This is a genomic window from Vibrio sp. VP6 (assembly GCF_028823755.1).
Classification (GTDB): domain Bacteria; phylum Pseudomonadota; class Gammaproteobacteria; order Enterobacterales; family Vibrionaceae; genus Vibrio; species Vibrio parahaemolyticus.
Genome location: NZ_JAPEID010000037.1, coordinates 1 through 24,775, shown reverse-complemented (window position 1 = coordinate 24,775; position 24,775 = coordinate 1). Strand labels below are relative to the sequence as shown.

General features: G+C 45.0%; 17 protein-coding genes and 2 pseudogenes. 9 read left to right on the top strand and 10 right to left on the bottom strand.

Annotation, left to right across the window (positions count from 1 at the left end; all coding sequences use genetic code 11):
- Window positions 1–22 precede the first annotated feature (22 nt).
- Together OU793_RS19270 and lrp are read right to left on the bottom strand one after the other, a co-directional pair.
- Window positions 23–3,109 (bottom strand): DNA translocase FtsK, encoded by a 3,087-nt coding sequence (locus tag OU793_RS19270; RefSeq protein ID WP_025627420.1) that lies wholly within the window; start codon window positions 3,107–3,109, stop codon window positions 23–25.
- Window positions 3,110–3,260: 151 nt separating this feature from the next.
- Window positions 3,261–3,755, bottom strand: a complete 495-nt coding sequence (lrp, locus tag OU793_RS19265) for a leucine-responsive transcriptional regulator Lrp (protein WP_005378234.1) — start codon at window positions 3,753–3,755, stop codon at window positions 3,261–3,263.
- A 156-nt stretch (window positions 3,756–3,911) separates the two neighbouring features.
- On the opposite strand from lrp, the gene ald reads away from it, so the two are divergent.
- A complete protein-coding gene (gene ald / locus OU793_RS19260) occupies window positions 3,912–5,036 on the top strand; it encodes an alanine dehydrogenase (protein WP_005459904.1) in 1,125 nt (374 codons plus the stop codon).
- A 92-nt stretch (window positions 5,037–5,128) separates the two neighbouring features.
- On the opposite strand, the pseudogene OU793_RS19255 reads toward ald, so the two are convergent.
- Both OU793_RS19255 and cysB read right to left on the bottom strand, forming a co-directional pair.
- Window positions 5,129–6,276, bottom strand: a pseudogene (locus OU793_RS19255) (methyltransferase).
- Window positions 6,277–6,332: 56 nt separating this feature from the next.
- A complete protein-coding gene (cysB, locus tag OU793_RS19250) occupies window positions 6,333–7,307 on the bottom strand; it encodes an HTH-type transcriptional regulator CysB (RefSeq protein WP_005459882.1) in 975 nt (324 codons plus the stop codon).
- Window positions 7,308–7,621: 314 nt separating this feature from the next.
- Here cysB and OU793_RS19245 point away from each other — a divergent pair, with 314 nt between their 5' ends.
- The 4 genes and pseudogenes from OU793_RS19245 (at window position 7,622) to OU793_RS19230 (ending at window position 11,873) form a co-directional block, all read left to right on the top strand.
- Window positions 7,622–8,386: a hypothetical protein gene (locus OU793_RS19245; protein WP_005459911.1), complete on the top strand. Its 765-nt coding sequence runs from the start codon at window positions 7,622–7,624 to the stop codon at window positions 8,384–8,386.
- 124 nt (window positions 8,387–8,510) lie between these two features.
- Window positions 8,511–9,339 (top strand): annotated as a pseudogene (locus OU793_RS19240) (tRNA isopentenyl-2-thiomethyl-A-37 hydroxylase MiaE).
- Between the two features lie 249 nt (window positions 9,340–9,588).
- The gene (locus OU793_RS19235) at window positions 9,589–10,917 is read left to right on the top strand and encodes a sphingomyelin phosphodiesterase (protein WP_047724515.1); all 1,329 of its coding nucleotides are present in this window, start codon (window positions 9,589–9,591) and stop codon (window positions 10,915–10,917) included.
- Window positions 10,914–11,873, top strand: coding sequence for a chromosome partitioning protein ParA (locus tag OU793_RS19230; protein WP_180793914.1), 960 nt, complete (start codon window positions 10,914–10,916; stop codon window positions 11,871–11,873). The genes OU793_RS19235 and OU793_RS19230 overlap by 4 nt, the downstream gene beginning before the upstream one ends.
- A 71-nt stretch (window positions 11,874–11,944) precedes the next feature.
- Here OU793_RS19230 and trpS read toward each other — a convergent pair whose 3' ends face one another.
- Entirely contained in the window at window positions 11,945–12,967 is a 1,023-nt protein-coding gene (gene trpS / locus OU793_RS19225; RefSeq protein WP_140103757.1) for a tryptophan--tRNA ligase, read from the bottom strand.
- A gap of 637 nt (window positions 12,968–13,604) precedes the next feature.
- Between trpS and OU793_RS19220 the strand changes: the two genes are divergently transcribed.
- A complete protein-coding gene (locus OU793_RS19220) occupies window positions 13,605–14,561 on the top strand; it encodes an AEC family transporter (protein WP_021453486.1) in 957 nt (318 codons plus the stop codon).
- 74 nt (window positions 14,562–14,635) lie between these two features.
- Here OU793_RS19220 and OU793_RS19215 read toward each other — a convergent pair whose 3' ends face one another.
- The 5 genes from OU793_RS19215 to OU793_RS19195 form a co-directional block, all read right to left on the bottom strand.
- On the bottom strand, window positions 14,636–15,088 hold the full coding sequence (locus OU793_RS19215) for a MarR family winged helix-turn-helix transcriptional regulator (protein WP_021822922.1): 453 nt from the start codon (window positions 15,086–15,088) through the stop codon (window positions 14,636–14,638).
- Between the two features lie 202 nt (window positions 15,089–15,290).
- Window positions 15,291–18,452 carry a multidrug efflux RND transporter permease subunit VmeB gene (gene vmeB, locus OU793_RS19210; RefSeq protein ID WP_005477950.1) on the bottom strand — a complete coding sequence of 1,054 codons (3,162 nt, stop codon included), beginning with the start codon at window positions 18,450–18,452 and terminating at the stop codon, window positions 15,291–15,293.
- A 2-nt stretch (window positions 18,453–18,454) separates the two neighbouring features.
- A complete protein-coding gene (vmeA, locus tag OU793_RS19205; protein ID WP_159404145.1) occupies window positions 18,455–19,594 on the bottom strand; it encodes a multidrug efflux RND transporter periplasmic adaptor subunit VmeA in 1,140 nt (379 codons plus the stop codon).
- A gap of 424 nt (window positions 19,595–20,018) precedes the next feature.
- Window positions 20,019–21,656 carry a methyl-accepting chemotaxis protein gene (locus OU793_RS19200; RefSeq protein WP_159404146.1) on the bottom strand — a complete coding sequence of 546 codons (1,638 nt, stop codon included), beginning with the start codon at window positions 21,654–21,656 and terminating at the stop codon, window positions 20,019–20,021.
- A gap of 676 nt (window positions 21,657–22,332) precedes the next feature.
- Complete coding sequence (locus tag OU793_RS19195) at window positions 22,333–22,509, bottom strand: hypothetical protein (RefSeq protein WP_154217806.1); 177 nt, start codon at window positions 22,507–22,509, stop codon at window positions 22,333–22,335.
- A gap of 401 nt (window positions 22,510–22,910) precedes the next feature.
- On the opposite strand from OU793_RS19195, the gene OU793_RS19190 reads away from it, so the two are divergent.
- The 3 genes from OU793_RS19190 (at window position 22,911) to OU793_RS19180 (ending at window position 24,670) form a co-directional block, all read left to right on the top strand.
- Window positions 22,911–23,663: a hypothetical protein gene (locus OU793_RS19190; RefSeq protein ID WP_025796327.1), complete on the top strand. Its 753-nt coding sequence runs from the start codon at window positions 22,911–22,913 to the stop codon at window positions 23,661–23,663.
- Window positions 23,664–23,781: 118 nt separating this feature from the next.
- Window positions 23,782–24,135, top strand: a complete 354-nt coding sequence (locus OU793_RS19185; protein WP_025796328.1) for a hypothetical protein — start codon at window positions 23,782–23,784, stop codon at window positions 24,133–24,135.
- A gap of 10 nt (window positions 24,136–24,145) precedes the next feature.
- Window positions 24,146–24,670, top strand: coding sequence for a hypothetical protein (locus OU793_RS19180; RefSeq protein WP_049879276.1), 525 nt, complete (start codon window positions 24,146–24,148; stop codon window positions 24,668–24,670).
- The last annotated feature ends 105 nt before the right edge of the window (window positions 24,671–24,775 follow it).

Here is a 24,775-nt window from a genome sequence, read left to right as displayed (position 1 = left end):
TAAGGTGAGTAAAACAAGTTCATTAATCTTTTGGTGGCGCAGGAGCCAAGACTTCACGGTTACCATTGTGACCCGGCGCACTCACGATGCCTTGAGCCTCAAGCTGCTCGACAATTCGTGCGGCACGGTTATAGCCGATTTTGAATCGACGCTGCACGCCAGAAACCGAACCACGGCGCGACTGAACCACGTGCTCAACCACCTGATCAAACAATGGATCCATCTCTTCATCTGATTCCATTTGTTCGCCCGGAAGCAAACTTTCTGGGCCTTGGTCACCACTGATGATTTCATCGATGTAGTTTGGCTTACCACGCGCCTTCCAGTTGTTCACCACAGCATGTACATCATCATCCGATGCAAATGCGCCGTGAACACGAATCGTATGGCTAGAACCTGGAGGCAAGTACAGCATGTCACCCATACCAAGTAGCGATTCCGCGCCGCCTTGGTCAAGGATAGTACGCGAGTCCGTCTTCGTTGATACAGTAAACGCCACGCGTGTTGGAATGTTTGCTTTAATCAGACCTGTAATAACGTCAACCGATGGACGCTGAGTTGCAAGAATCAAGTGAATACCAGCCGCACGCGCTTTCTGAGCCAAACGAGCAATCAGTTCTTCAACCTTTTTACCCACAACCATCATAAGGTCGGCAAATTCGTCAACAACAACGACGATGTATGGCAATTTCTCAAGCAACGGCGGTTCTGTATCCATACTGTCGCCCTCTTGCCAGAATGGATCGTGAATTGGGTGGCCGGCTTCTGCTGCCATCTTCAACTTCTCGTTAAAGCCTTTCACGTTACGCACACCCAGTGCCGACATCAGTTTGTAACGGCGTTCCATTTCACCCACACACCAACGTAGAGCATTGGATGCGTCTTTCATATCAGTAACAACTTCGGCAAGAAGATGAGGGATACCTTCGTAAATAGAAAGCTCCAACATTTTCGGGTCGATCATGATGAAGCGTAGATCTTCTGGAGAAGCTTTGTAGAGCATACTCAAGATCATGACGTTTACACCGACCGACTTACCTGAACCTGTCGTACCCGCAACAAGTACGTGAGGCATTTTAGCGATGTCAGCAATGACAGCTTCACCCGCGATATCTTGACCAAGTACCACCGTCGTTGGCGATTTAGCTTGCTCAAATTGAGGGCTGCTGATGACGTCTGACAGATAAACCGTCTGACGACTCATGTTTGGCAACTCAAGACCGACATAAGGTTTGCCTGGAATCACCTCTACAACACGTACCGCCATCGCAGATAGAGCACGCGCCAAGTCCATAGACAGACCAGAAATTCGACTTACTTTCACACCTGGCGCCAAATCGAGCTCGAATCGAGTGATGACTGGGCCTGGGTAAATGCCGACTACGTCAGCTTTAATTTTGTAGTCTGCAAGCTTGCTTTCGACTAAACGCGCGACTTGCTCAAGCGCTTCACGATCGATGAAGTTTTCACGTTTTTCCGGATGGTAAAGCAATTCAAGTGTTGGCAGCGGCTCTTCTGGCACTGGTAAATTCTGTTCTTGCTTCATCAAGAATGGGTTTTGCGTCGCGGCAACTTTTGCTTGCGCGCTGGATACCATGCTTTGGAATGCGGCAACATCTTGATCGCCATCTTGCACTTCCTCAACCTCAACTTCTTGTGGCGCTGGTTCAAACGCTACACTCGGCTCTGGTGTCTGTTCTGGTTGAATTTGAGAAACCGATTGTGGTTGAACGATAGGTTGAGGCTCTGGTGAACGCGACTGAGGTTGAGGAGCAACATATGCCTCCTCTTCATCTACTACATCAAAATCAGAGATGGTTGGTTCAATATGTTCACTTGGCTCAGCGTGGTCGGTAATGTCATCAAGTGCACGAGTGTCAATAACAGGTTCTTCGTGTGGCGTTGGTTCCACATGGAGTTGCTGTTCTTGCTGAGCAGCAAACTGTTCATACTCTTCATAGCTTGATTCTCGTTGAGGCGTATCGTGTTCAACAACCTCTTCATGCTTGGCTTGCACCTGTTCTTGATAGACTGCGTTTGTATCCGCATAAGATTGGCTTGTTTGTTCTTCTGACGCCCAATCATCTGCTTGCTGCGCTGCAGCTTCCAACTCTTCGATGGTTACATTCAGCTGCTTGGTACGCTCAACCATTGGATCCACGTTATCTGTGCTGACCGCTTTAAGTTGTGGTTCTGGTTCAATATACGTTGGCGTCGCATTTACTGCCGCAACTCGTTGAGGTTGGGGCTCTGGCGTCGGTTTTACCGCAGACGTTTCTGATTTGGCTTGCGGCATATATATAGGATATTCGTGTACTGCCGCTTTCTCTTTTGGTTCTTCAACTTCGTAAGCCGTTAAGTGAGGAAGCGTCTCGTCGTCTTGTTGATCGTCTTCAACGTGTTTTGTTGATACTTTATCCTCAACAAACTCATCAAGCTGAGGCTCTAGCGTCTCTTGTTCTGAACCTCTGAACTTATTCGCGATGGCAGCCAATACCGCTAACGAGCGATCACCAAGCCATTCAACGATGTTCAGCCAAGAAATCCCCGTAAACAGAGTAAAGCCAGCCCCCCACAGAAATAGAAGGACGAGTGTTGTACCCAGTACATTCAACGTCGGCAAAGCAAGGCTTGATAGAACATCGCCTACTACACCGCCCGATGAGAAGTACCAAATATCATCGAAGTTAATATCGGCAAGGCCGCAACTGGTCATGATAAGAACAGTTAGGCCCAGTAAACGGGTTCCCCACAGCATAAAATCAATTGGCTCATCTTCCCCTCGCTTACGACAAATCACCCACGCAGCGGCAGCCAGTAGGAAAGGAATCGGATAGGCGAGAGAGCCAAAAGTGAAAAATAGAGTGTCGGCAAGCCATGCGCCAAACAGGCCACCAGCGTTATCGATCTCCCCACCCCATGCAGTTTGGGACCAAGATGGATCAGCTGGACTAAAGGTAAATAGTGCTACAGCGAGCAATACCGAGCTAAGAACGCCAACGATAAAGCAGCACTCTTTTAAGCGTTGGAAGCCATTTAAGCGTGAAGACTGAGGCTCTTCACTGGTTTTAATGATGGTTTCGACTTTCTTTGCGTTCTCTTTGAACATAAATCAACTTGAATATGGAAATGAAATAGGAATTTGCAAAACATTCCGAGCGGCATACCCCGCTCGGTAAATTGATTTAACCATATCAAAGAGAAAAACCCAATTACTCTATGGCGAAAGCGGAAGCATATACCGCTTTCTTTGCAAGAAATTAACGAGTTTTAATCACAAGCTGGTTAGATTGTTTCACTTCTTCCATAACTACGTAGGTGCGAGTGTCATTTACGCCAGGTAGACGTAGTAACGTATCGCCAAGTAGTCGACGGTAAGCACCCATATCAGATACACGGGTCTTTAGAAGATAGTCAAAGTCACCTGAAACTAGATGACACTCTTGAATGTCGTCTAGCTTTTGAACAGCTGAGTTAAACTGTTCAAACACATCTGGCGCACCACGGTTTAACGTAATCTCAACGAATACCAGTAGTGATGCATCTAGGAACTGCGGATTAAGTAGCGCAGTATATCCTGTGATGTAGCCTTGACGCTCTAAGCGACGCACACGCTCCAAACATGGCGTTGGAGAAAGTCCTACACGTTTTGAAAGCTCAACGTTTGAAATACGACCGTCTTTCTGCAGTTCATTAAGAATGTTGCGGTCGATACGGTCTAGTTCCTTGGACGGCTTTTTATAGTTGTCTGCCATTTTTTATTCCACCTTATTACTTCCTTGCAAAAAAATATACTACAACTTTTTAATATTTGGTGCCAAATTTTACAAACCTATAACTATACTAGTTACAAATTCGACAATAACACCCTACAAATAGTTTTTACAACCATTATAGAAAGAGGATACAGGATGATCATTGGCGTACCTAAGGAAATCAAGAACCACGAATACCGTGTGGGTATGATCCCTGCTAGCGTGAGAGAACTCATCTCACATGGCCACCAAGTTTTAGTTGAGACCAATGCAGGTGCCGGCATTGGTTTTTCAGACGATGATTACATCGCCGTCGGCGCATCCATTCTCCCTCATGCTGCAGACGTTTTCGCGCAAGCAGACATGATAGTAAAAGTAAAAGAACCCCAAGCAGTTGAGAGAGCAATGCTCCGCGAAGGGCAAATTTTATTTACTTATTTACACCTAGCACCAGATTTTCCACAAACTGATGAGCTAATCAAGAGCAAAGCTGTCTGTATAGCCTATGAGACTGTAACAGATAATATGGGTCGTTTGCCACTGTTAGCACCAATGTCAGAAGTGGCAGGTCGGATGTCTATCCAAGCGGGTGCGCAAACGTTAGAAAAATCACACGGTGGTCGTGGTTTACTTCTTGGCGGCGTACCTGGTGTTGAGCCTGCTAAAGTCGTTATCGTTGGTGGTGGTGTCGTTGGTGCAAACGCAGCTCGTATGGCTGTTGGCCTTCGCGCAGACGTCACAATTCTTGACCGCAACGTAGACACTCTGCGTAAACTGGATGAAGAATTCCAAGGCCAAGCGAAAGTCATTTATTCTACAGAAGACGCTATCGAGAAGCATGTTCTAGAAGCAGACCTTGTTATTGGTGCAGTTCTAATCCCAGGCGCGGCAGCTCCGAAACTGGTAACAAAAGAGCATATTGCTAAGATGAAGCCAGGCGCAGCAATCGTTGACGTAGCTATCGACCAAGGTGGTTGTTTCGAAACATCTCACGCGACAACACACGCCGAGCCTACTTACGTGGTTGATGATGTCGTTCACTACTGTGTAGCAAACATGCCTGGTGCAGTTGCACGTACTTCAACTTTCGCATTGAATAATGCCACTCTCCCTTACATTGTGAAACTTGCAAACAAAGGCTATCAACAAGCTCTTCTGGAAGACAAAGGCTTCCTAGAAGGTCTAAACGTGATTCACGGTAAAGTCACTTGTAAAGAAGTCGCAGAAAGCTTTGACCTTGAATATGTAGATCCTGAACAAGCTATCGCCATGTTCAACTAACAACAAAATTAAGCAATTTTGTCACGTTTTGTTTACAAAAGCCCACAATAAAGTGGGCTTTTTCATATAGTCGATTTAGATATAAAAAATAACTAATTCTTATATGCACAAATTAAAATATTTCTCGGCGTAACTGATTTAGGGCAAAACTCTGCCAATCTAACACGATAACCACGTTCTTCAAGATAAAGCACTTTGTCTAATGCGAGCCAGATCTCCAAAGGTCGCTGAAAAACCAATTGCACCAAGCTCATTCTTTCCATATGCCAAAAACGTTTTATTGCCCGCTTTTCAAACTCGGCAAAGTCAATCGCTTGGTTAATCTCGATACCTTTTTCTTTCGCAGCCCAGAGACACAATGCCTCAAAACCATCACTTAACTGTGATTTTCGAATGCTTGGCACGGGTTGATACTCATCAACTCCCAAAATCTCACGTGTCAGTAAATCAAAACCAAGCCTGAATACCATCTCTTGTTGACGATGGCGACGCACACGTTCACCGCCTGTCAAGACGCTCGCACTGATTGGGATAACGCTTGGTACGTCTCGCTTTGAATCAAATGATAACAGCAAGGTGAAATCGTCATCGCCGCGATGCCGGCTTCACTTCCATATTCCATCAACCGAACATGAAGGTCACCACAAGCATGCAGTGCGACAGCATGTTGCGTCGGTTTGAATACTGCCTTGGTTTGAGGATCAAACGCGTCACCTTGGATAAAGGTCATTTTCCAATGATGTTCATTCGCGGCTTGTTGGCCGGAGTCGCATAACGCTTGTTGATATTCAAAACTGGTCACTGGTTGATCGGTTTGCGTGGTTAAGATCCGACCTAAGTATCCTTTACCCGAGCACCACTCTAACCATTCCTCACCTTGATGAGATTGAATCGCTGCCTCCCCCATCGCCGTGATCTGTTCTAGCTTGCGCCCTGGGATTCCACTGTCTAACCCTCTTTCTAGCGCTAGGCCATCTAATGCCATCGACTCTAACTGTGTATGCCTAAGTAAGGATGGTAAATCTGGAAAAAACACACTGATTTCAGCCAACGCAAGGTCTGGGTCAGCTTTGAGATTTTCTATTTGTGAGGGAGAAAGCGATTCTAACCATTGGCAAAGCTGAGGGTGTGTTTCCTGCCAAGGTAATGATGGTTGGATGCTGCTTTGAAATGGCTCGAATCGCCATAATGGTTGATTCTCAATTAAGCAGTCATTAATAAATTGAAATTGCGTTTGCATAGCTCCCCCTACAATTTGGGATGGATTGTAGGGGGAATCGTAACTTGAATGAAGTGTTATCTTACCGGAAGCTCGATGTCTTTAAACATCTCTTCAATTTCAGCATTCGACTTAAGAGAAATAGCCTGTTCTACAACAGGGCGCGTTAAGTGCGGTGCGAAACGCTCCATAAAGTCAAACATGTAAGAACGCAGGAACGTGCCACGGCGGAAACCAATACTTGTCGTACTTGCACCAAACAAATGGCTCGCATCAATAGCAACCAAATCGCGGTCTTGCTCTTCATCGACGGCCATACTCGCAATTACTCCAACACCGATACCCATGCGTACATACGTTTTAATCACATCCGCATCGGTTGCAGTGAACACGACTCGCGGCGTCAAACCTTCACGGTTGAAAGCGGTATCTAACTCAGAGCGACCAGTAAAGCCAAACACATAAGTCACCAAAGGATAAGCAGCTAAATCGTGGATAGTAACTAAGTCTTTCTTCGCCAACGGATGATCTTTTGGCACCACAATAGAGCGATTCCAGTGGTAACAAGGCAACATGATAGCATCTTGGTAAAGATGGAGAGCTTCTGTCGCAATCGCAAAGTTGGCTGTACCTTTTGCAATCGCTTCAGACATTTGAGAAGGTGTACCTTGATGCATGTGCAAAGACACTTTCGGGTAACGTGCCGTAAAACCTTTGATGACATCGGGCAATGCATAGCGCGCTTGAGTATGGGTTGTTGAAATGTTTAACGTGCCCATTTCAGGGTGAGTATGCTCGCCCGCTACCGCTTTGATACTCTCAACCCGAGCAAGGATTTCTTGGGAAATACGTACGATCTCTTCACCTGCAGGTGTCACTTGCGTTAAATGTTTACCACTTCGTTCGAAGATCTGGATTCCCAGCTCATCCTCTAGTAAACGAACCTGCTTACTAATACCAGGCTGAGAGGTGTATAAACTCTCCGCCGTCGCAGAAACGTTTAGGTTATGGTTCACAACCTCAACAATGTACTTCAGCTGCTGCAGTTTCATCGTAATCCCTTACTCATTCACGAGATAATAATGTCATAACTAAATTGACCGCTCTTACGAGCGATATAATGATTAGTTATAACGCGATCACAACGAAATGAACAGTAATTTCTAACATATAGCTGATAACCTTAAGCAGAGAAACAATATGCACAATGTTGAGCTTATAAAAACATCGATTTTAGTGATGTTGGTTCTATCAGTAACGAAAACGTGGGTGAGGCAAAATAATCAAACAAATAAGGTGCCGAGTAAGATAAGATTCATGTATTCTTGAACGCTAGCCGTAGAAAAGTAAAAGCAGACGCAAAGATATGAATATTGGTTTAATAATCGCTTTGGTAGCCATCCTACTGGTATTAATCCTAGGCTATAACATCATGTTGCAATACAAGGTTAAAGTTGAAACCGCCAAAAGGCAGGAATCGGCACGCTATGTTGCACTTATTGATGGCACTGAAGAACTGATTGGTCACGCACACCATATTCCTTTTAGTAAGGAGCTTCTGCTGTGCCTAAACAATCGTATTCTTGATGCACTAGAAAGCATGCATGAGCTTGACCCGAAAAATAAGCAGCTCACTCAACGCATAGAGAATATGAAGCAGCAAATCGGACAGCTAAAAGAAAACGGTCCGACTGGTGAAAGTACCTCTTTCAAAATGCCAAGCAGCGATAAGCAAGCCATCGTGATGCTTAAGCTGGTTAAGCGCCTGCGTGACACCGTTCGAAACGAGCACAACAAAGGCCGATTAGACACCCAGACTTACGTAACCGAAAATGCGCGTTTGGAAACGATGCAAATTCGCATCAACATCGAAAACGTAATTAAGCGAGCGAACGATTCCATTGCTCGCGGCCAACCGGGTACTGCGTTACAACTGCTTCGCAAAGGTATCGATGCGCTGAGTACAAAAAGCGATCCGTACTCCATCCAAGCAAAACAAAAGCTTGAAGAGATGCTTGGCGACTTAGACAAAAAACGCCAAGACAAAAGCGATGCAGAAATGCAGCAAATGGCAGACAAAGAGCGTGACAACGACATGGAAGCACTCTTCGGCGAGAAGAAAAAGTGGTAATATCCCCACCAGCTTTTCGCCCTATCCGATTAAAGGCTGCGTTTGCAGCCTTTTTTCTATCCAGATTTCCGTTTTACTTATGCTCTGGATGAACCAAATTTGAACGTAACGTACTAAAAATAAAATGATTAATCTCGACGCCTATCAAGATCTTCTTGCTCCTATCAATCAATTTCTGCAATGCCGCACACCCAACGAATGGGTTGAAGAAGCAAAGAAACCAGAAAACTTGCAAACCATTTTATTGGATCACTTACTGTGCGAGCTTAAAGCAGGTCAGTCAGCCATGTTCTTGATCCGCAAATACGCAGTAGATAAAGACAGTTCACATGCCTTACTTGACTGGTTCAAACCATATGAAGATTTCGCTTACCGAAAAATCGGCTCATTAGAGACATTAAAAGGTAAGAGCAATATTTCGAAAGCCATCATGGCAAAATCGGATTCGCCGTATAGCCAAGATCTGATCGATAAAATGGTTCTCTTGATCAAAGAAGAATTACATCACTTCTATCAAGTACTGGAAATCATGGAGAGCCGTGGCGTGGAATACAAAAACATTCCCGCAAGCCGCTACGCAAAAACGCTGATTTCACACATGAAGACTCATGAGCCCGAGACGCCTAAGCCGCTACGCAAAAACGCTGATTTCACACATGAAGACTCATGAGCCCGAGACGCTTATTGATAAGCTCATTATCGGCGCTTACATCGAAGCCCGCTCATGTGAACGTTTCGCTAAACTTGCGCCGCACATGGATGAAGACATCGCTAAGTTTTATGTTTCCCTACTCCGCTCTGAAGCACGCCATTATCAAGACTACCTTGTACTGGCTGAGCAGATTGCAGGCAAAGATATTAGCGAGCGTATTGCATACTTCGGCCGTATCGAAGCTGAGCTAATTTCAACTCCCGACGAAGACTTCAAGTTCCACAGTGGTATACCTGCTTAGCCGTGCTAAACCGTCACTAAAAAGCCAGATGTGAGTCTGGCTTTTTAGTTTTAAATCTCACCATTTCAACCTACCTCTCCGTCTGTATAAACCGCGCCTGTAACTTCATTTTGTTTACAACTCAGTTAGAACCAAGGTCACAAATAGCGAACTATTTTCATCGAACCATAAGCTGTCATCCATCTTTAACGCTCGAGTAACATTTATAAATAAGAATGATTGCTCTAACACAAATCATGGATAAACAAGATGAAATTTTCGCAGTGGAGTCTTTTGCTGAGCACTTTAGTAGCATTGCCGAGCTTGGCTGATACGGACGTATACCTCACCAATAACTCAGACCAACCATTAACCATTCAGGTCAAACACAATGGCAGTGATTTGCTGCAATACGGAGAAGAATGGCAGCAACACGTAGAAGTATTAGGCCCTTGGGAAACAAAGCCCGTACTGAGTTTTAATCGTTGGGAAGGGGTGAAATCGGGTCAGAACTATCGCTTTGAAACTGTCGTATCTAACCCGCAAGGTGAAAGCATTACACTCCACCAAGTCATGGAAGGACATTGGTACAACTCGACCATTGAATACGGTTTGTCAGCCGCCGACGTGAACTTGGCATTAAAAGACGATCGCACGATTCATCGTTCAAATACCGAGGCGTTTGGCTCTCGCAGTGCAGAGATAGCGTTTAAATCGGATAGCACCGCGCGTTATGACGATTTGTACTACACCGTCACACCAAGCAAAGTGGATGAAGCCGTCGATAACAACGAGCAAAATCTCAAATTGATGACTTACAACATTTGGGCCTTGCCTGCGATTGCGTCGCATATTGGTGAGCGTTACGAGTTAATCCCCGATTACGTAAAAGGCTATGACGTACTGGCACTGCAAGAGGTTTTTGCTAGTGGTCGTGATGCATTTTTACGTGAGCTTGCAAAAGATTACCCATACCAAACGAAGATGTTGGATAAAGATGGCTTCAACGTTTACGACGGAGGCGTAGTCATTGTGAGTCGTTACCCTATCGTCAACGAGGCACAATACGTGTTCCCAGATTGTTCGGGTACCGATTGCTTCGCTGATAAAGGCGTAAACTACGCAGAGATCATCAAAGGTGGTCAGGCCTACCATGTTTTTGCTACACATACCGCGTCTTTCGATACTGATACAGCGCGTGAGTATCGTCAGCGTCAATTTCAACAAATGCGCACTATGGCGCAGTCTCTCAACATTCCGAATAACGAAACGGTCGTGTACAGTGGTGACTTTAATGTAAACAAGCTGAAGTTCCCTGGAGATTACCAGCAGATGATCGCAAACCTAAGTGCGATGGAGCCTCAATACTCTGGCTATACAGCGTCTACGTTCGACCCTCGTATCAATAACTTCGCAGGCGAAGCACTATCTGGTGGCGAAAATGTGGAATACCTCGATTACGTCATGGTGAGCAACGAATATGGCGTGAAATCGTTTAACGACAACCGCGTTGATGTTCCACGTTCAACGACAGAGGGGTTGTGGAAACATTACAACCTGTCGGATCACTTCCCTGTCAGCGCCGTGATCAAGCCATGAAGCTTAGCTTACTAATCACTGTGTCCGCCGTTTTGGCGGGCATAGTTTGGTTTTCAGTCAATGTCGACGAGCGCGATCAATTAACGCAGCTTTCTTCGGAGTTGCAGGATAAATCAATCGCATTGGTTGATAGTGATTCGACGCCACCCCAGCGCCAAAGCAGTACACAAAAGTCCAATTCAAAATCAGACAATATGCCCACTGAGATTCAAGATCTTGCAGAGCGACTAAACCGTTCTAAAGGTCGAGCATTGAAAGCAGAAATCGAGACGTTTTGGCACACCTGTATGTCCGAGCTCAATTGCGAATCCAAACTTAATGAACTGGCCACAGATTTGTCTGCAGAGCGTTTTAATTTGTTAGCGAACTACCATCAACTCGATGGTCTTTGGCAGCAAAGCGTTGGCAACTTGTTGTTTGATGAGCAGCAACCGCTCGCCTCTCGTATCGCACTATTAAAGTCCGAAGCGAGAAAGATTTGGGGAGAGCTCGCTGAGGTTATTTTCGCCGATGAGTTCGCACTTTACGACTTCAGCTTACAAGCCGAGCAACTTGACGCCGTATCGGCTCAAGATTACGTGAAAGCATTCGAGGATTTAATCACCGAATGGCAGGGGAACGAAAATGCCTTGGGGTTAGACAGCAACCAAACAAAATATGAACGAGCGGTGGCTCTGATCCCTGCAAGTATGAATGGGGTCGAGAGACAAACCTTGATTCAAGAGTTGCAGAAAAACTATCTGTCTGAACAAGAAAGCAACCAAATCCGCACTCGTGAACAACAAATAGCAAAACAAAAGCAGCAAGTTCGCAGTTATCAAACCGAGCTAAAGCAGCTCGAATCCAGATTGGCAACGCAAAGAGCCACCAGCCACTCGAGTTGGTCTGAATCTGACTGGCAGCGTTACTATCAACAAGAGATAGCGAATTTTCGTCGCGAGTTCTTTGCTTCATAAGGTGCGCATAAAAAAAAGGCACGTAGCAGGTTAGCTTTCGCGCCTTTTTACTTTGTGCTCCCGAACCTATTTCAGAACAAGTTCAAGCCAAATACACTCTTAACATCGGACAAAACTTGTTCTGTTTTTTCTCGAGAGACTTGGCTGCCATGTTTAAGAATCTCAATAAGTTGCGCTTTGTCGTTCAAATACAATGCCCGTTTCTCTCTGATCGGACGCAGCATTTCTTGAAGGTATTCTTCCAATACTTTTTTCGTGGTTCCATCTCCTAGCCCACCACGGCGATAGTGCGCTTTGAGTTGCTCGACATGCTCTTTGTCAGAGTGAAAAGCATCGAGATAAGTGAACACAATGTTGCCTTCTACTTGACCAGGATCTTCGATGCGCAAATGGCTTGGGTCGGTGTACATGGATTTCACTGCAACTGAGATTTCCTTTTCAGTCGCCCCTAAGTTAATGGCATTGCCCATGCTTTTCGACATTTTATTTTTGCCATCAGTACTCGGTAAACGTGGCGCATCACTAAGCAACGGACGGCACTCTTTTAGGATCTCTTGTCCGCCAAGGTGGTTAATCTTTCTCACGATTTCATTCGTTTGCTCAAGCATTGGTAATTGATCATCCCCAACCGGAACAAGTGTCGCGCGAAAACCCGTTATATCAGCGGCTTGAGAAATTGGGTAAGTCAGGAACCCTGCAGGAATTGAACGCTCAAAACCTTTGCTTTGAATTTCATTTTTTACGGTTGGGTTACGCTCTAAGCGAGCAATGGAAACTAAGTTGCTGTAATACATCGTCAATTCTGCGAGGGCTGGCAGCTGAGATTGCAAACAGATAGTGGTTTGAATGGGGTCGATGCCAACTGCAAGGTAATCTGCGACTACGTTTAGAATGTTCGAAGATACCTTTGAAGGATTGTGCGCGTTGTCGGTCAGGCCTTGCATATCGGCGACCAGAATGGTTTGGTCATGCTCCGATTGTAATGCCACACGCTGTTGTAACGAACCGACGTAGTGACCAAGGTGTAAAGGCCCTGTAGCTCGGTCCCCCGTGAGAATGATTTCGCGTTGTTGATGCGTTTCTTTGATGTTCATGGTTATCTCCTAGTCAAAATAGATCGCTACTGGAGATAAAAAGACAAGACACTCTTCGCTACCTTCCAGCAGCGTAAGAATGTAAGAATTCCGCGCCGCTCTACATAGAGCGCCACCAGAAAAAGTATGATGATGAAGGTGTGAAGAATAAGTTCATGCGTCTTAAGCTAACAGGGACTAAGACAATGCTCAATCCCAATGTGAAGAAAATGCAGTGTGTGAAAATTTGCCCGATTACATCGGCAAGGACATTGCGATAACGAGAACAGCACCAAATACCGAACCAGAAACAAATGCACATAGAACGGTTTTGTTGTGTTTACTTTTCATCGATGGACTCCTATTTATCACCACCAGAACCGCACAAGGAATGAGCACGGCTCAACTTCATTTCACTTGTCGGCGCTGGAGTTCTGTTTTATCTCCAGTGCGATAAGTCGGAGTAGTAAACCAATATATGCAACCTTCGACCAGTCGAGCTTGGTCAAACTGAGATATTAGGCTCATATCGGAATGCAACGTACATCCTAATCAACATAAGAATAAAATTTCATCGCTTCCCTATTCCCCGCCCCCTAGTTTGTGGCTTAATAGCGAAATAATAATGACTTTTTTCTTTTTTGCTGCGGATACTTACATGGATTCTGTTTTACATCAGTTGCAGTTCTCTTTGTCGATCACCGGCCCCATCTGCTTAATGTTGGTGCTTGGCGTTATCTTTAAACGGTTTGGTCTCATCAACGATAACTTTATTGAAATTGGCTCTAAGCTGGTTTTTAAGGTCACGCTGCCAGCCATGTTGTTTGTCAGTATTGTGGCTTCTGAGCATGATTTTTCTGCCGCCAGTGGTTTCATCAACTACGGCGTAGTCGCGAGCATTCTGTTTTTTATTTTCACCTACATATCCGTTTCTATTCTGTTTAAGTCTTCTCCCGATCAGGGCGTGTTGATTCAAGGTGGGTTTCGCGCCAACACTGGCATTATCGGCATTGCATACGTTGCGAATGCTTATGGTTCACAGGGTGTCGCATTAGCTGCTCTGTATGTCGCCATCACCACATTTATCTACAACGTTCAAGCGGTGATCTGCCTATCACCCAAAGGCGCTACGTCTGCCTCTCAAGCAGCAAAAATGATGGGAAGAACACTGACGAAGAACCCGCTTATCATCTCCATCGTTTTAGGTATGCTTTTCTACTTGTTGTCGATTCCGGTTCCAAATGTAGTCATTGATGCGGGTAACTATCTGTCGAAAATGACGTTGCCGCTCGCATTGTTATGTACAGGCGGGTCGTTGGATTTTAGTTTGATGAGAAAGGAAAAAGGCCCGTCTTGGTTTGCAAGCAGTTACAAGTTGATTGTCGCCCCAGTGTTGATCACGTTAGGCGCGTATTTTGTTGGTTTTCGAGGTATTGAATTGGGGATTTTATTCTTCATGAACGCCTCGCCCGTTGCGGCAGCGAGTTACGTCATGGCCCGATCAATGGGAGGAAATGCGGTACTGGCAGCCAACATTATTGCTTTGACAACAGTGCTTTCAACCGTCACCTGCACGTTCGGTATTGTGGTTCTAAAATCGTACGGTTTAATCTGAAAAATGAAATAAAAAAGCCTCAGAACATAGCTGAGGCTTTACAAAAAGGCTTAGATTTAACGCAGAGAAGACGCTTACGAATGATTGGCTAATGTCATTTTCCTTACCAAACGAAAAAACTCTGCCGACTCATCTTCTGATAAACAAGAGAAGAATTCGCGCTGCAAGTTCCTCATTATTTGATGAACTTTCTTTATCGTTGCTTCACCTTCTTGCGTCAAACTGAGCATTTTCAGTCGTTGGTTCGCCTCACTCTTCGAAACGCACACAAAACCACGTTTTTCCAAGTTATCGACCATGCGCTTTGCAACGCTTCGTTCGGTCAAAACGGCATCGGCTAACGCTTGTTGACTCATTGGCTGAAACTCTTCTAACGCTGCCAACGCACTGGCCATCTCTAAGGTCATCTGATTTTGACGACATAACTCTGCTTGCGCTCGGTTGCGATACATCCGTTGCATCACCCCAGAGACAAACATTGGGCTTTGATCCAAAACGGAGATAGGTGAAATTTTTTGCTCTTTCATAGCCGCCTATTTAACTTATGGCTTCATGTTATGCTTTCTGACCTTTTTATGAGGAATTCGAAACGTGATCACTCTTCCTAGGCTTCATTCAAAATCGGTGGCGTATTAAACCCATCAAGTTGAAAGCATAAACAAAGAGCGCTTACGCGCCCTTTTATTATGTTTATTGTTATTAGTATAACTCAGTTAAGCTTACGAAGTCTTACTCCGACTTTTCCGTTGCTGGAGCGAGTTCTTGAGATCGCTCTTTCTGCGCTTCTTTTTGGGCACGGCGATCAAACAAACGCTCTACCACAACAAAGAACACCGGAACAAAGAAGATGCCAAGCAAGGTCGCACTGATCATGCCTCCAAGCACACCAGTACCTACCGCGTTTTGACCAGCAGAGCCCACACCAGCACTGATTGCCAACGGAACCACACCCAAGCCAAACGCCAAGGACGTCATGATGATTGGACGAAGACGCACACGCACCGCGTGCAGTGTAGCTTCAATCAGACCTGCACCTTTCTCGTAATATTCTTTCGCGAACTCAACGATCAAAATCGCGTTTTTCGTTGCCAAACCCACTGTGGTTAACAAACTCACTTGGAAGAACACGTCGTTGTCCATTCCACGACCCAGTACTGCGAGCACAGCGCCTAATACACCCAAAGGTACAACCAACACGACCGCAAGCGGTACAGACCAGCTTTCATACAACGCAGCGAGTACTAGGAACACGACCAAAATGGACAACGCATACAACATTGGAGCTTGGTTGCCAGACAAACGCTCTTCATAAGAGATGCCGTTCCAGTTCACCGTAAAGCCTTCTGGTAACTGCTCAACCATCGCTTCAATCTCAGCCATTGCTTCACCCGTACTGACACCTGGAGCAGCGCCACCTTGAATGTTCATTGCGGCTAGGCCATTAAAGCGTTGAAGCTGCGGTGAACCATACGTCCATTCACCACTTGCAAACGCCGAGAACGGCACCATTTCACCTTGTGCATTGCGTACATACCATGAGTTAAAATCTTCTGGCTGCATACGGAACTCTGCGTCACTTTGCACCATCACTTTTTTAACGCGACCACGGTCAATGTAGTCGTTGATATACGCTCCACCCCAAGCGGCGGATAGGATTTGGTTCACGTCGTTGATGCTGACATCCAGCGCGCGCAATTTAACGTGATCTACATGCACTTGGTACATTGGCGCATCAGATTGGCCATTCGGACGAACACCAACTAGTTTTGGATTCTGCGCTGCCATTCCCAGTAATTGCCCTTGTGCAGCAACTAATGCTTCGTGACCAAGGCTCAGGGAGTCTTGTAGATAGAAATCAAAACCCGTTGCGTTACCCAACTCTTGGATGGCAGGAGGCGCAAACGCAAATACCATGGCTTCTTTGATGGTTGAGAAGTAACCCATAGCACGGCCTGTCAAAGATGCAGCATCCGAACCCGGCGCTTCGCGCTCAGACCAATCTTTCAAGCCAATAAACGCCATACCCATGTTTTGACCTTGACCAGCAAAGCTAAAACCAGCCACGGTAAACACGGATCTCACGTTGTCTTTTTCTTCTTCCAAGAAATAGCTACGCACTTTATCGAGTGTTTTTTCTGTCTGCTCTTGAGTCGAGTTCGGCGGCAAAATTGCCATCGAGAACACCGTACCTTGGTCTTCATCTGGTAGGAAAGACGTCGGCAGATTCATAAATAGCCAACCCGCACCAGCGCTCATTGCCACAAACACCAACAACATGCGCCCAGTGCGTTTTAGCAACTTGGCTACACCAGCCTCATAACCTGCGGTCATCGAATCAAATTTACGGTTAAACCAGCCGAAGAAGCCTTTTTTATCCGTAAATTCAGCGTCACCTTTTTTCAGTAACGTAGCACACAGCGCTGGTGTCAGGATGATCGCGACCATCACTGACAACGTCATCGCAGCAACGATGGTGATCGAGAACTGACGGTAAATCACCCCGGTCGAACCTGACATAAATGCCATTGGGACGAATACTGCCGATAAGGTCAAACCAACGCCAATCAACGCGCCAGTGATCTGCCCCATCGATTTCTTAGTAGCCTCTTTTGGATCGAGCCCGTCTTCGTGCATCACACGCTCAACGTTTTCTACCACAACGATGGCGTCATCCACCAGCAAACCAATCGCCAGAACCATCGCAAACATCGTCAGGGTATTCACGCTGAAACCTGTCGCGTAAAGAATGGCAAACGTACCCAAGAGTACAACCGGAACCGCAATCGTCGGGATGATCGTTGCACGGAAGTTCTGTAAGAACAGGTACATAATTAAGAACACCAACACAATCGCTTCCAGTAGCGTTTTCACTACTTCTTGAATCGATGCTTCTACAAACGGTGTTGTCTCAAATGGATAAGCGACTTTCAGACCGTCTGGGAAGTTTTCACTCAACTCTGCTAAACGCTCTTTGACTGCAGCCGCCGTTTCCAGCGCGTTCGCACCTGTACCAAGTGAAATACCTAAACCAGACGCCGGCAAACCGTTGTACTGACCTTGAATATCGTAACTTTCTGCTCCGCGCTCAATACGAGCAACGTCTCTTAGATAAACGTTTGCACCGCTCGCATCTGATTTCAAGATGATGTTTTGGAACTCAGCCACACTGCTTAAACGACTCGCAGAAGAAATCGTCGCGTTAAGCAGTTGACCTTTCTGCGCAGGTGCTGCCCCCAATTGACCAGATGACACTTGCGCATTCTGCTCACTGATCGCATTTGCAACGTCAATTGCCGTCAGGTTGAACTGAGTCAGCTTAAACGGGTCAAGCCACACACGCATCGCATATTGAGAACCAAAAGCCTGTACTTGACCCACACCCGTCACACGGCTGATTGGGTCTTGAATGTTGGTTACAACAAAGTCGGCAATGTCGTTTTGTGTAAAATCTGGATCGTCAGAATAAACCGCCACCACCATCAAAAATGAGGTGTTAGATTTGTTCACCACAATACCTTGGCTTTGCACTTCCATAGGAAGCGAAGTCAACGCCAATTGCAGTTTGTTCTGCACTTGAACCTGCGCGATATCAGGATCGGCTTCGCTATCAAAAGTCAGTGTAATGGTCGCATTGCCGAAAGCGTCACTGCTCGAAGACAAGTAACGTAGGTAATCCAGACCTGTCATGTTTTGCTCGATAACCTGAGTGACAGAGTCCTCTACCGTTTTAGCAGAAGCACCAGGATAGCGCGCGCTGATGGTGATCGTGGTCGGCGAAATAGTTGGATATTGCGACACTGGCAAGTTGAACAAGGACATGATCCCCGCAAGCATGGTCAGAATCGCCAGTACCCAGGCAAAAACCGGACGATCAATAAAAAATCGAGCCATGATTATCCCTGCTCTCCCGTTTGGATGGTGACTGGGCTACCCGGACGCACCTTTTGCAAACCCGCCGTAATGACTTGATCACCGGCTTTTAATCCATCGATGATTCGCCATTGGTTGTCTATAACTTCAGCCGTGATGACTGGCGTAATCGCAACGGTATTATCAGCACTCACCGTCATCACCGAAGCTTTGCCTGTTGCATCGCGAGTCACGGTATTTTGCGGGATCAAAATCGCGCTAGGGTCAACACCAGTAATCACGGTCGCACGCACGAACATACCCGGAAGAAGTAAACCATCAGGATTTGGGAATTCCGCTCGCAAAGTCACGCTTCCCGTACTTTCATCCACGTTAACTTCCGTGAACTTCATTGTGCCTTTGTGCTCGTAAGTCGAGCCATCTTCAAGCGTCAATGCAACTTGCGCAGATTGATCTTCTTGCATGTGGCCTTGAGAAAGCGCCGCTTTTAGTCGTAGCAATTGAGCAGAAGACTGAACGATATCCACGTTGATCGGATCAAGTTGTTGAATCGTCGTTAGCTTGTCGGCTTGGTTTGCCGTAACCAACGCTCCCGCAGTCACATTTGACTTGCTGATCACGCCACTGATCGGCGCTTTCACACGGGTATAAGTCAAATGGATCTTTGCAGTATTGATCTTCGCTTTGGCTACGAGCACTTGCGCTTTAGCTTCTTTGTAAGCCGCTTCTGCTTCATCCAGATCTTGTTGACTGATCGATTTCTTGGTAATCAATGCGCGGTAACGTTTAACGGTTGCAAACGTCGATTCTTCAGAAGCTTTCGCACGAATCAGCTCCGCTTCTGCACTAAGCAAATCCGCTTGAAATGAAGAGTCATCAATTTGATACAACGACTGACCTTTTTCCACAACGCCACCTTCAACAAAGTTACGTTCTGAAATAATACCCGTTACCTGTGGGCGGACTTCCGCCTCTTTAAATGCACGGCTGCGGCCCGGTAACTCAACCGTCAAAGCTTGTCGAACAGGTTCAACCGTCAACACATTCACTTCGGTTGCGGGAGCTGCGCCACCACCTTGCTCAGTTCCTTCTTGGCTTGGTTGACATCCCGCCATAAACAGGCTCGATGCAATCAGCAGCGATAGCGTGGTTCTACGTCTCATGAAACATCTCTCTTATTTTGCAAGCCCTACAAATATCCAATTCAATGCGTTCTGAATGGCTCGATTATGATTAGTGGATATACATTTATCCCAAACAAATTACTTAGAATGATAATTAGCCAGTGTTGTACATACAACAAAATTTACGTTTCTATACGCTTGTCGAATACGTTTGTTGTAAAGGTGCAATAGAACTCTCAGATTTGAAGATATTGTGTTGGAAATCACACTTTTCTGTGTACAAGTGGACGGGTCAAAAAGTGTGTAAATTGATGATAAAAACGGCGAGTGTTTGTACAGAGTTTTGAGGTCAAGTCCAGATTTAATTGATTAAATCCAATTGGCGAAAAGCTACGTTAAACATCAGCTAAAAAAGAGCCCGCACATCAGCGGGCTGTTTCGCATCAATTTCAAATATCAGAGCTTAAACTCGGAACTGGCTGACTTGCTGATCCAATCTCTGAGTTTGTTGTGACAGCATCGCAAGTGATTGCTGAGCCTGCGTGACAATATCAACAATCGATGTACTGCTGTCTGCAATACCCTGAACGTTGGTATTCACTTCATCGCTCACTGTACTTTGTTGAGTCGCTGCAGTTGCAATGTGCGTGTTCATCTCATTCATGCGTGAAATTGCATTGAGAATTTCAGCCAGAGATTCGCTTGCTCGCCCAGCAGATTGAATGGTCTCTTCACTGCTGTTTTGGCTACCACGCATCACTTCTACAGCTTGCCCTGCACCAGACTGAAGCTTTTCAATCATAGCTTGGATTTCACCCGTACTTTGCTGCGTACGACTTGCAAGAGAGCGTACCTCGTCAGCAACCACAGCAAAACCACGACCTTGCTCACCCGCTCGCGCCGCTTCAATCGCCGCATTCAGTGCAAGTAAGTTAGTCTGTTCTGCAATGCCGCGAATTACATCTAGTACAGAGGCAATATCGCTCACATCATTATCTAGCGTATTGATCACATGGCTTGCGCTTTCGATCTCTCCAGCCAAGTCACGAATCGAGCCGACCGTTTGCTCCAAAATCACATTGGTATTAGAAAGCTCATCATTCGCGGTTTGGCTTGCAACTGCTGCTTCATTTGCACTCTCGCTCACATTGCGGCTAGTCACTTGCATTTCATGCACTGCTGCAGCAACTGCTTCGCTATCGCGCTGTTGAGATACTGTCGAATCTGCAATCGTCTCAGTGAGCGAGCTTAAGTTTGCCATCTCTTGACGAAGCGTGTTTGAGCTATCAATCACCTGTGACACGGTCGCTTGGATTTTAGAAACAAACTCGTTAAATGCCTTGGCCAGCTGACCAATTTCATCTTGCGTATTAATTTGGATTCGTTGGCTAAGATCACCATCACCCGAAGCGATTTGCGCCATTGCGTCTTTGATGTCGTTTAATGGTTTAAGTACTGTGCGTAGCAGCAGGAACACCATGCCAAGCGCCGCTAAGATCACAACGATGATGCCCATTTCTAAAATCGATTCTGCTCGTGCAGTCGCCGCTGAAATGTCTGACTTCAACTCACCTTGCTTATCTTCGATAGCACTTTTCACGACATTGAGCTGGGCGCGAACATCAACAAATTGCTCCTCAAACGTGTTCTTGTGCTCATTGTAGTAGCTTAGCCATTGAGATTGAGGCTTGCTCAACATCACTTCGTAACTTTGTAGCCACTTTTGACCTAAAGTCACCAGTTTTTGCACATCAGCACCGTGTGATGCAGGCATCACTCCCGCACGTGATAGCTCAATCACTTTTTCCATACGCGGCAACGCTTTGTAAGCATTGTCTTTGTACTCGTGAATGTGATGATCAATATCTGCTTGTGTTTCTGCTAAGGCAATGCCTTGAACAGCAGAAGTCGCTTGGTAAAGATCGCGGTACGCATCTTCAATCGTGAACAGGTTGGGTACGATCTGTTCATTTAAGGTGTCGCTTAATTCAGATTGCTTGCTCGTTGTCATAACATTTAATACTGAGCTCACGGTGAACAATCCAATTATCAAAGATAGAGGAATCACTATCTTTTGTTTGATTGTAAAGTTTTGGAACATGAATAGATTCCCTTAATATATATGTACAATTCGTTCACTATCATATCAAACAAATGGACTATTCAACTGAGTAACTAGATCAACTTTATCTAATATTTTTTGTCTTTTTGATAACGGTTCTGTTTTCAACAATTAATTGATTTATAGGAAATTTTCTTTAATCGAGGCAAATCACAAGAATGATGAAAAATAAATGATTCACGACGTAAAAAATGTAACAAAATAGTACTTAAGTTGATTTCAACGTAGCCTGATTTTATTCATATTTTCCTTAGAATCACACCAAACAGTGAATGACGTTAGGCAGATGATCTATTTATGTTTAAAGCTTACAGCAACAAATAAATTGAGATAGACGGATATAAATAGGCTTTTCGAGAAGAATAAGGAAAGGAAGGAGAAAAATACGAATTGATAAAACGAAAAAGCCCCAGCATTTCTGCTAGGGCTTAGAATGTGGCGGTGAGTGAGAACGTCAAACGACCACAATAAGATTATGAATTTAAAGGAAAATGTAGCAATTTTCAAATTATTTTCTACGCCATTTTATACAATTTCAATTCTGTTATGACGTTCACATTTATCGATAAATACCCTATCGAGACCACCATTTCCCCTGCTTTTACGTTCGACTTATGACCGGACTCATAGGACAGTTTGCAAGTGCTAATTGTAACTATAAGATATTTGTTCCGTAGAATTCTTTATCCCTTGGTTTTACCTTTTGAGGCTCAGGTTCTTGCGATTCCGCCAGCGTTTTCAAACGACCAACTTCCTCATTAATACTCTGAGTAAACGCGTCGAGCTTGATGCTGATTTTTAGCAATTCAATGTAAGTCTTTTTGTTGTTCATATTAGATCCCTTTATGGTTTGTTATCAAATATCTCCCTCCCAGTGAAGGTGACAACTGTATTAGGACCAAACCACTGAACAAGCAAACGTGTAACGCTTTATTTTGGCTTTGACATGGTTTTGGGTCGAGCTAGTTGGTGTCATTAGCAAAACCTACTCTGACTCATCAGTGCCCCACGGCAATCATTTTCTATCAAAAGTAAACTGTCAAATAGGTTGTGTCTCGGCCTTTAACCCAAATGCATTCACCAACCCTCGCATTTTATTTTAATAATTTATACATACAAAACAGATATTTAGTATGAAGTTACATTTTTAATGTAATTTAAATTTGCATTATATTGAAAATGTAACCTATCATAAGATTACATTCTTAATGTAACCATTCATTAGAGGTTAGCATGGCTTTCAAAATACACGTTAATGAAATCACCGAGAACCCAGCATTCAAAGAAGAAGACATCGCCCAAATGGCATTCTATGTGAAGAAGACGCTGCATCGCTATCTTGAGGTAGTCAATAATGGCTACCTGCATGCAGAGTCTTTATTCAAAGACCCAGAAAGCGGCTCAGATATGGATGTGGCACCATTTCAGCCTGAAAATACCAAACACATTCAATATGCTGACTGCTCACTCCATTCAAGACTTCTACAAATGTATGAATTCTGTTTTATTGCAGAGGACAAAAAGAGCTACTTGGAGAAGTCAACCATTCCGCAAGGAGTACTTGGCGGACTAAATGACTTTATTGCAGACACAATACCAGCATGCCTGTGCTATCAATCCCTTCTCCAAAACGGGATCATGGAAGATTACTATGATGACAATAAAATCCACCGCCTGCTGATCGCGTTCTTTGCGAACTTAAAGCTTATTTATGGCTCAATAGATTACGGCATAAATGGTCATTTTCCTGAAACGTTTTTTCATTGTGAACACGTAGAAAGCTTAGGGCTCGATACTGAATTATTTAGCTTTCGTGAACTAACGCTATTGAGCGGCTACCAGACCGAGCGTGCAGTCAGAAACCTCGCCTCGCCTTCAACCCCAGAGCATCGAAAACTTGCCGTCGTAAAGAAAGAAAAAGGCCGGTCAACGTTCGTAACGCGTGAAGAAACAATTCGTTGGCTAAACAGCTTAAACCGCAAGTAATCCTGATTATGACAGGAACGACTTATGGCTAATCCAAAACAACAAACGTCTGGCAAACAAGTCTCAAAAGACGCCGCACTTATCTTAAGAGCCCTAGGACTAAAATAGGAGAACCAAGATGCGTACAACTAATCACGGCAGCATCAGAGCGAATCAGCGAGGTTTTAGTGAAGATGAACTTAATGTTTTGTCTTCCATAGGCCAGGATTTCTATCAAACAGGAGGTACAGCTCTTTGCACTATCCCGAAGAGAGAAAAAAGCCGGTGGTTGAACGCACTCAAGGAAGTCCTGAACTACTTGAGGAGCTCAGACGAAATTCCGCATGGAATTAAGAAACGCAAACAGAAAGCAATTAGACACTTAATCGATAAGCTCAGCGCAAAGCATCCACCTTATCTAATCATCTGCGAAGAAGGTAATTCAATGATTACATGCGGCTACCACTTTAGCGGCAAAATTAAACGAAACTAAGTAGGACATTATGAAAAATCAATTTGAAACATACAAACCGTACTTATTGAATTACAACCAAAATTCCCCCTTCACACCTGAATTGAAAATGATGAGTGACGGACCGTTCGAGGTTTACTACTCTCCCTTTGATGCCGTAAACCCAAGAGCCAAGATATGCATCGTTGGGATATCCCCTGGCAAAACGCAAGCTGATAATGCGAATGCTTGTGAGTGCGAATGGCTAAATAGCGGAGCATCCACATCAACGATCCTAGAGAATGCCAAAAATACCGCTAGCTTTTCAGGCGCACTGCGTAACAATCTGGTGGCACTTTTAGACTACATTGGACTGAGCAAGTACTGGGGATTAACATCCGCAAGCCAGTTATTTACAACAGACCAGCATTTGCTGCATAGCACATCCGTATTTCGCTACCCAGTACTGGTGAATGGCGAGCCTATCAGCTCAGCGCAACAAGGGCTTAAACAGGCAACCTTAAAATTCATGGTCGACACTTATCTGACGAGTGAATGCCAGATCTTATCCTTGTAGTGGTCAACTAAATTTGGCCACGGTTTTAGAGTTTTCCCAATACAGTCGTTCTGATTCATTGGGTGTCAGACCACCATTATATTGATGTGGCCTGAGTTGGCTGTA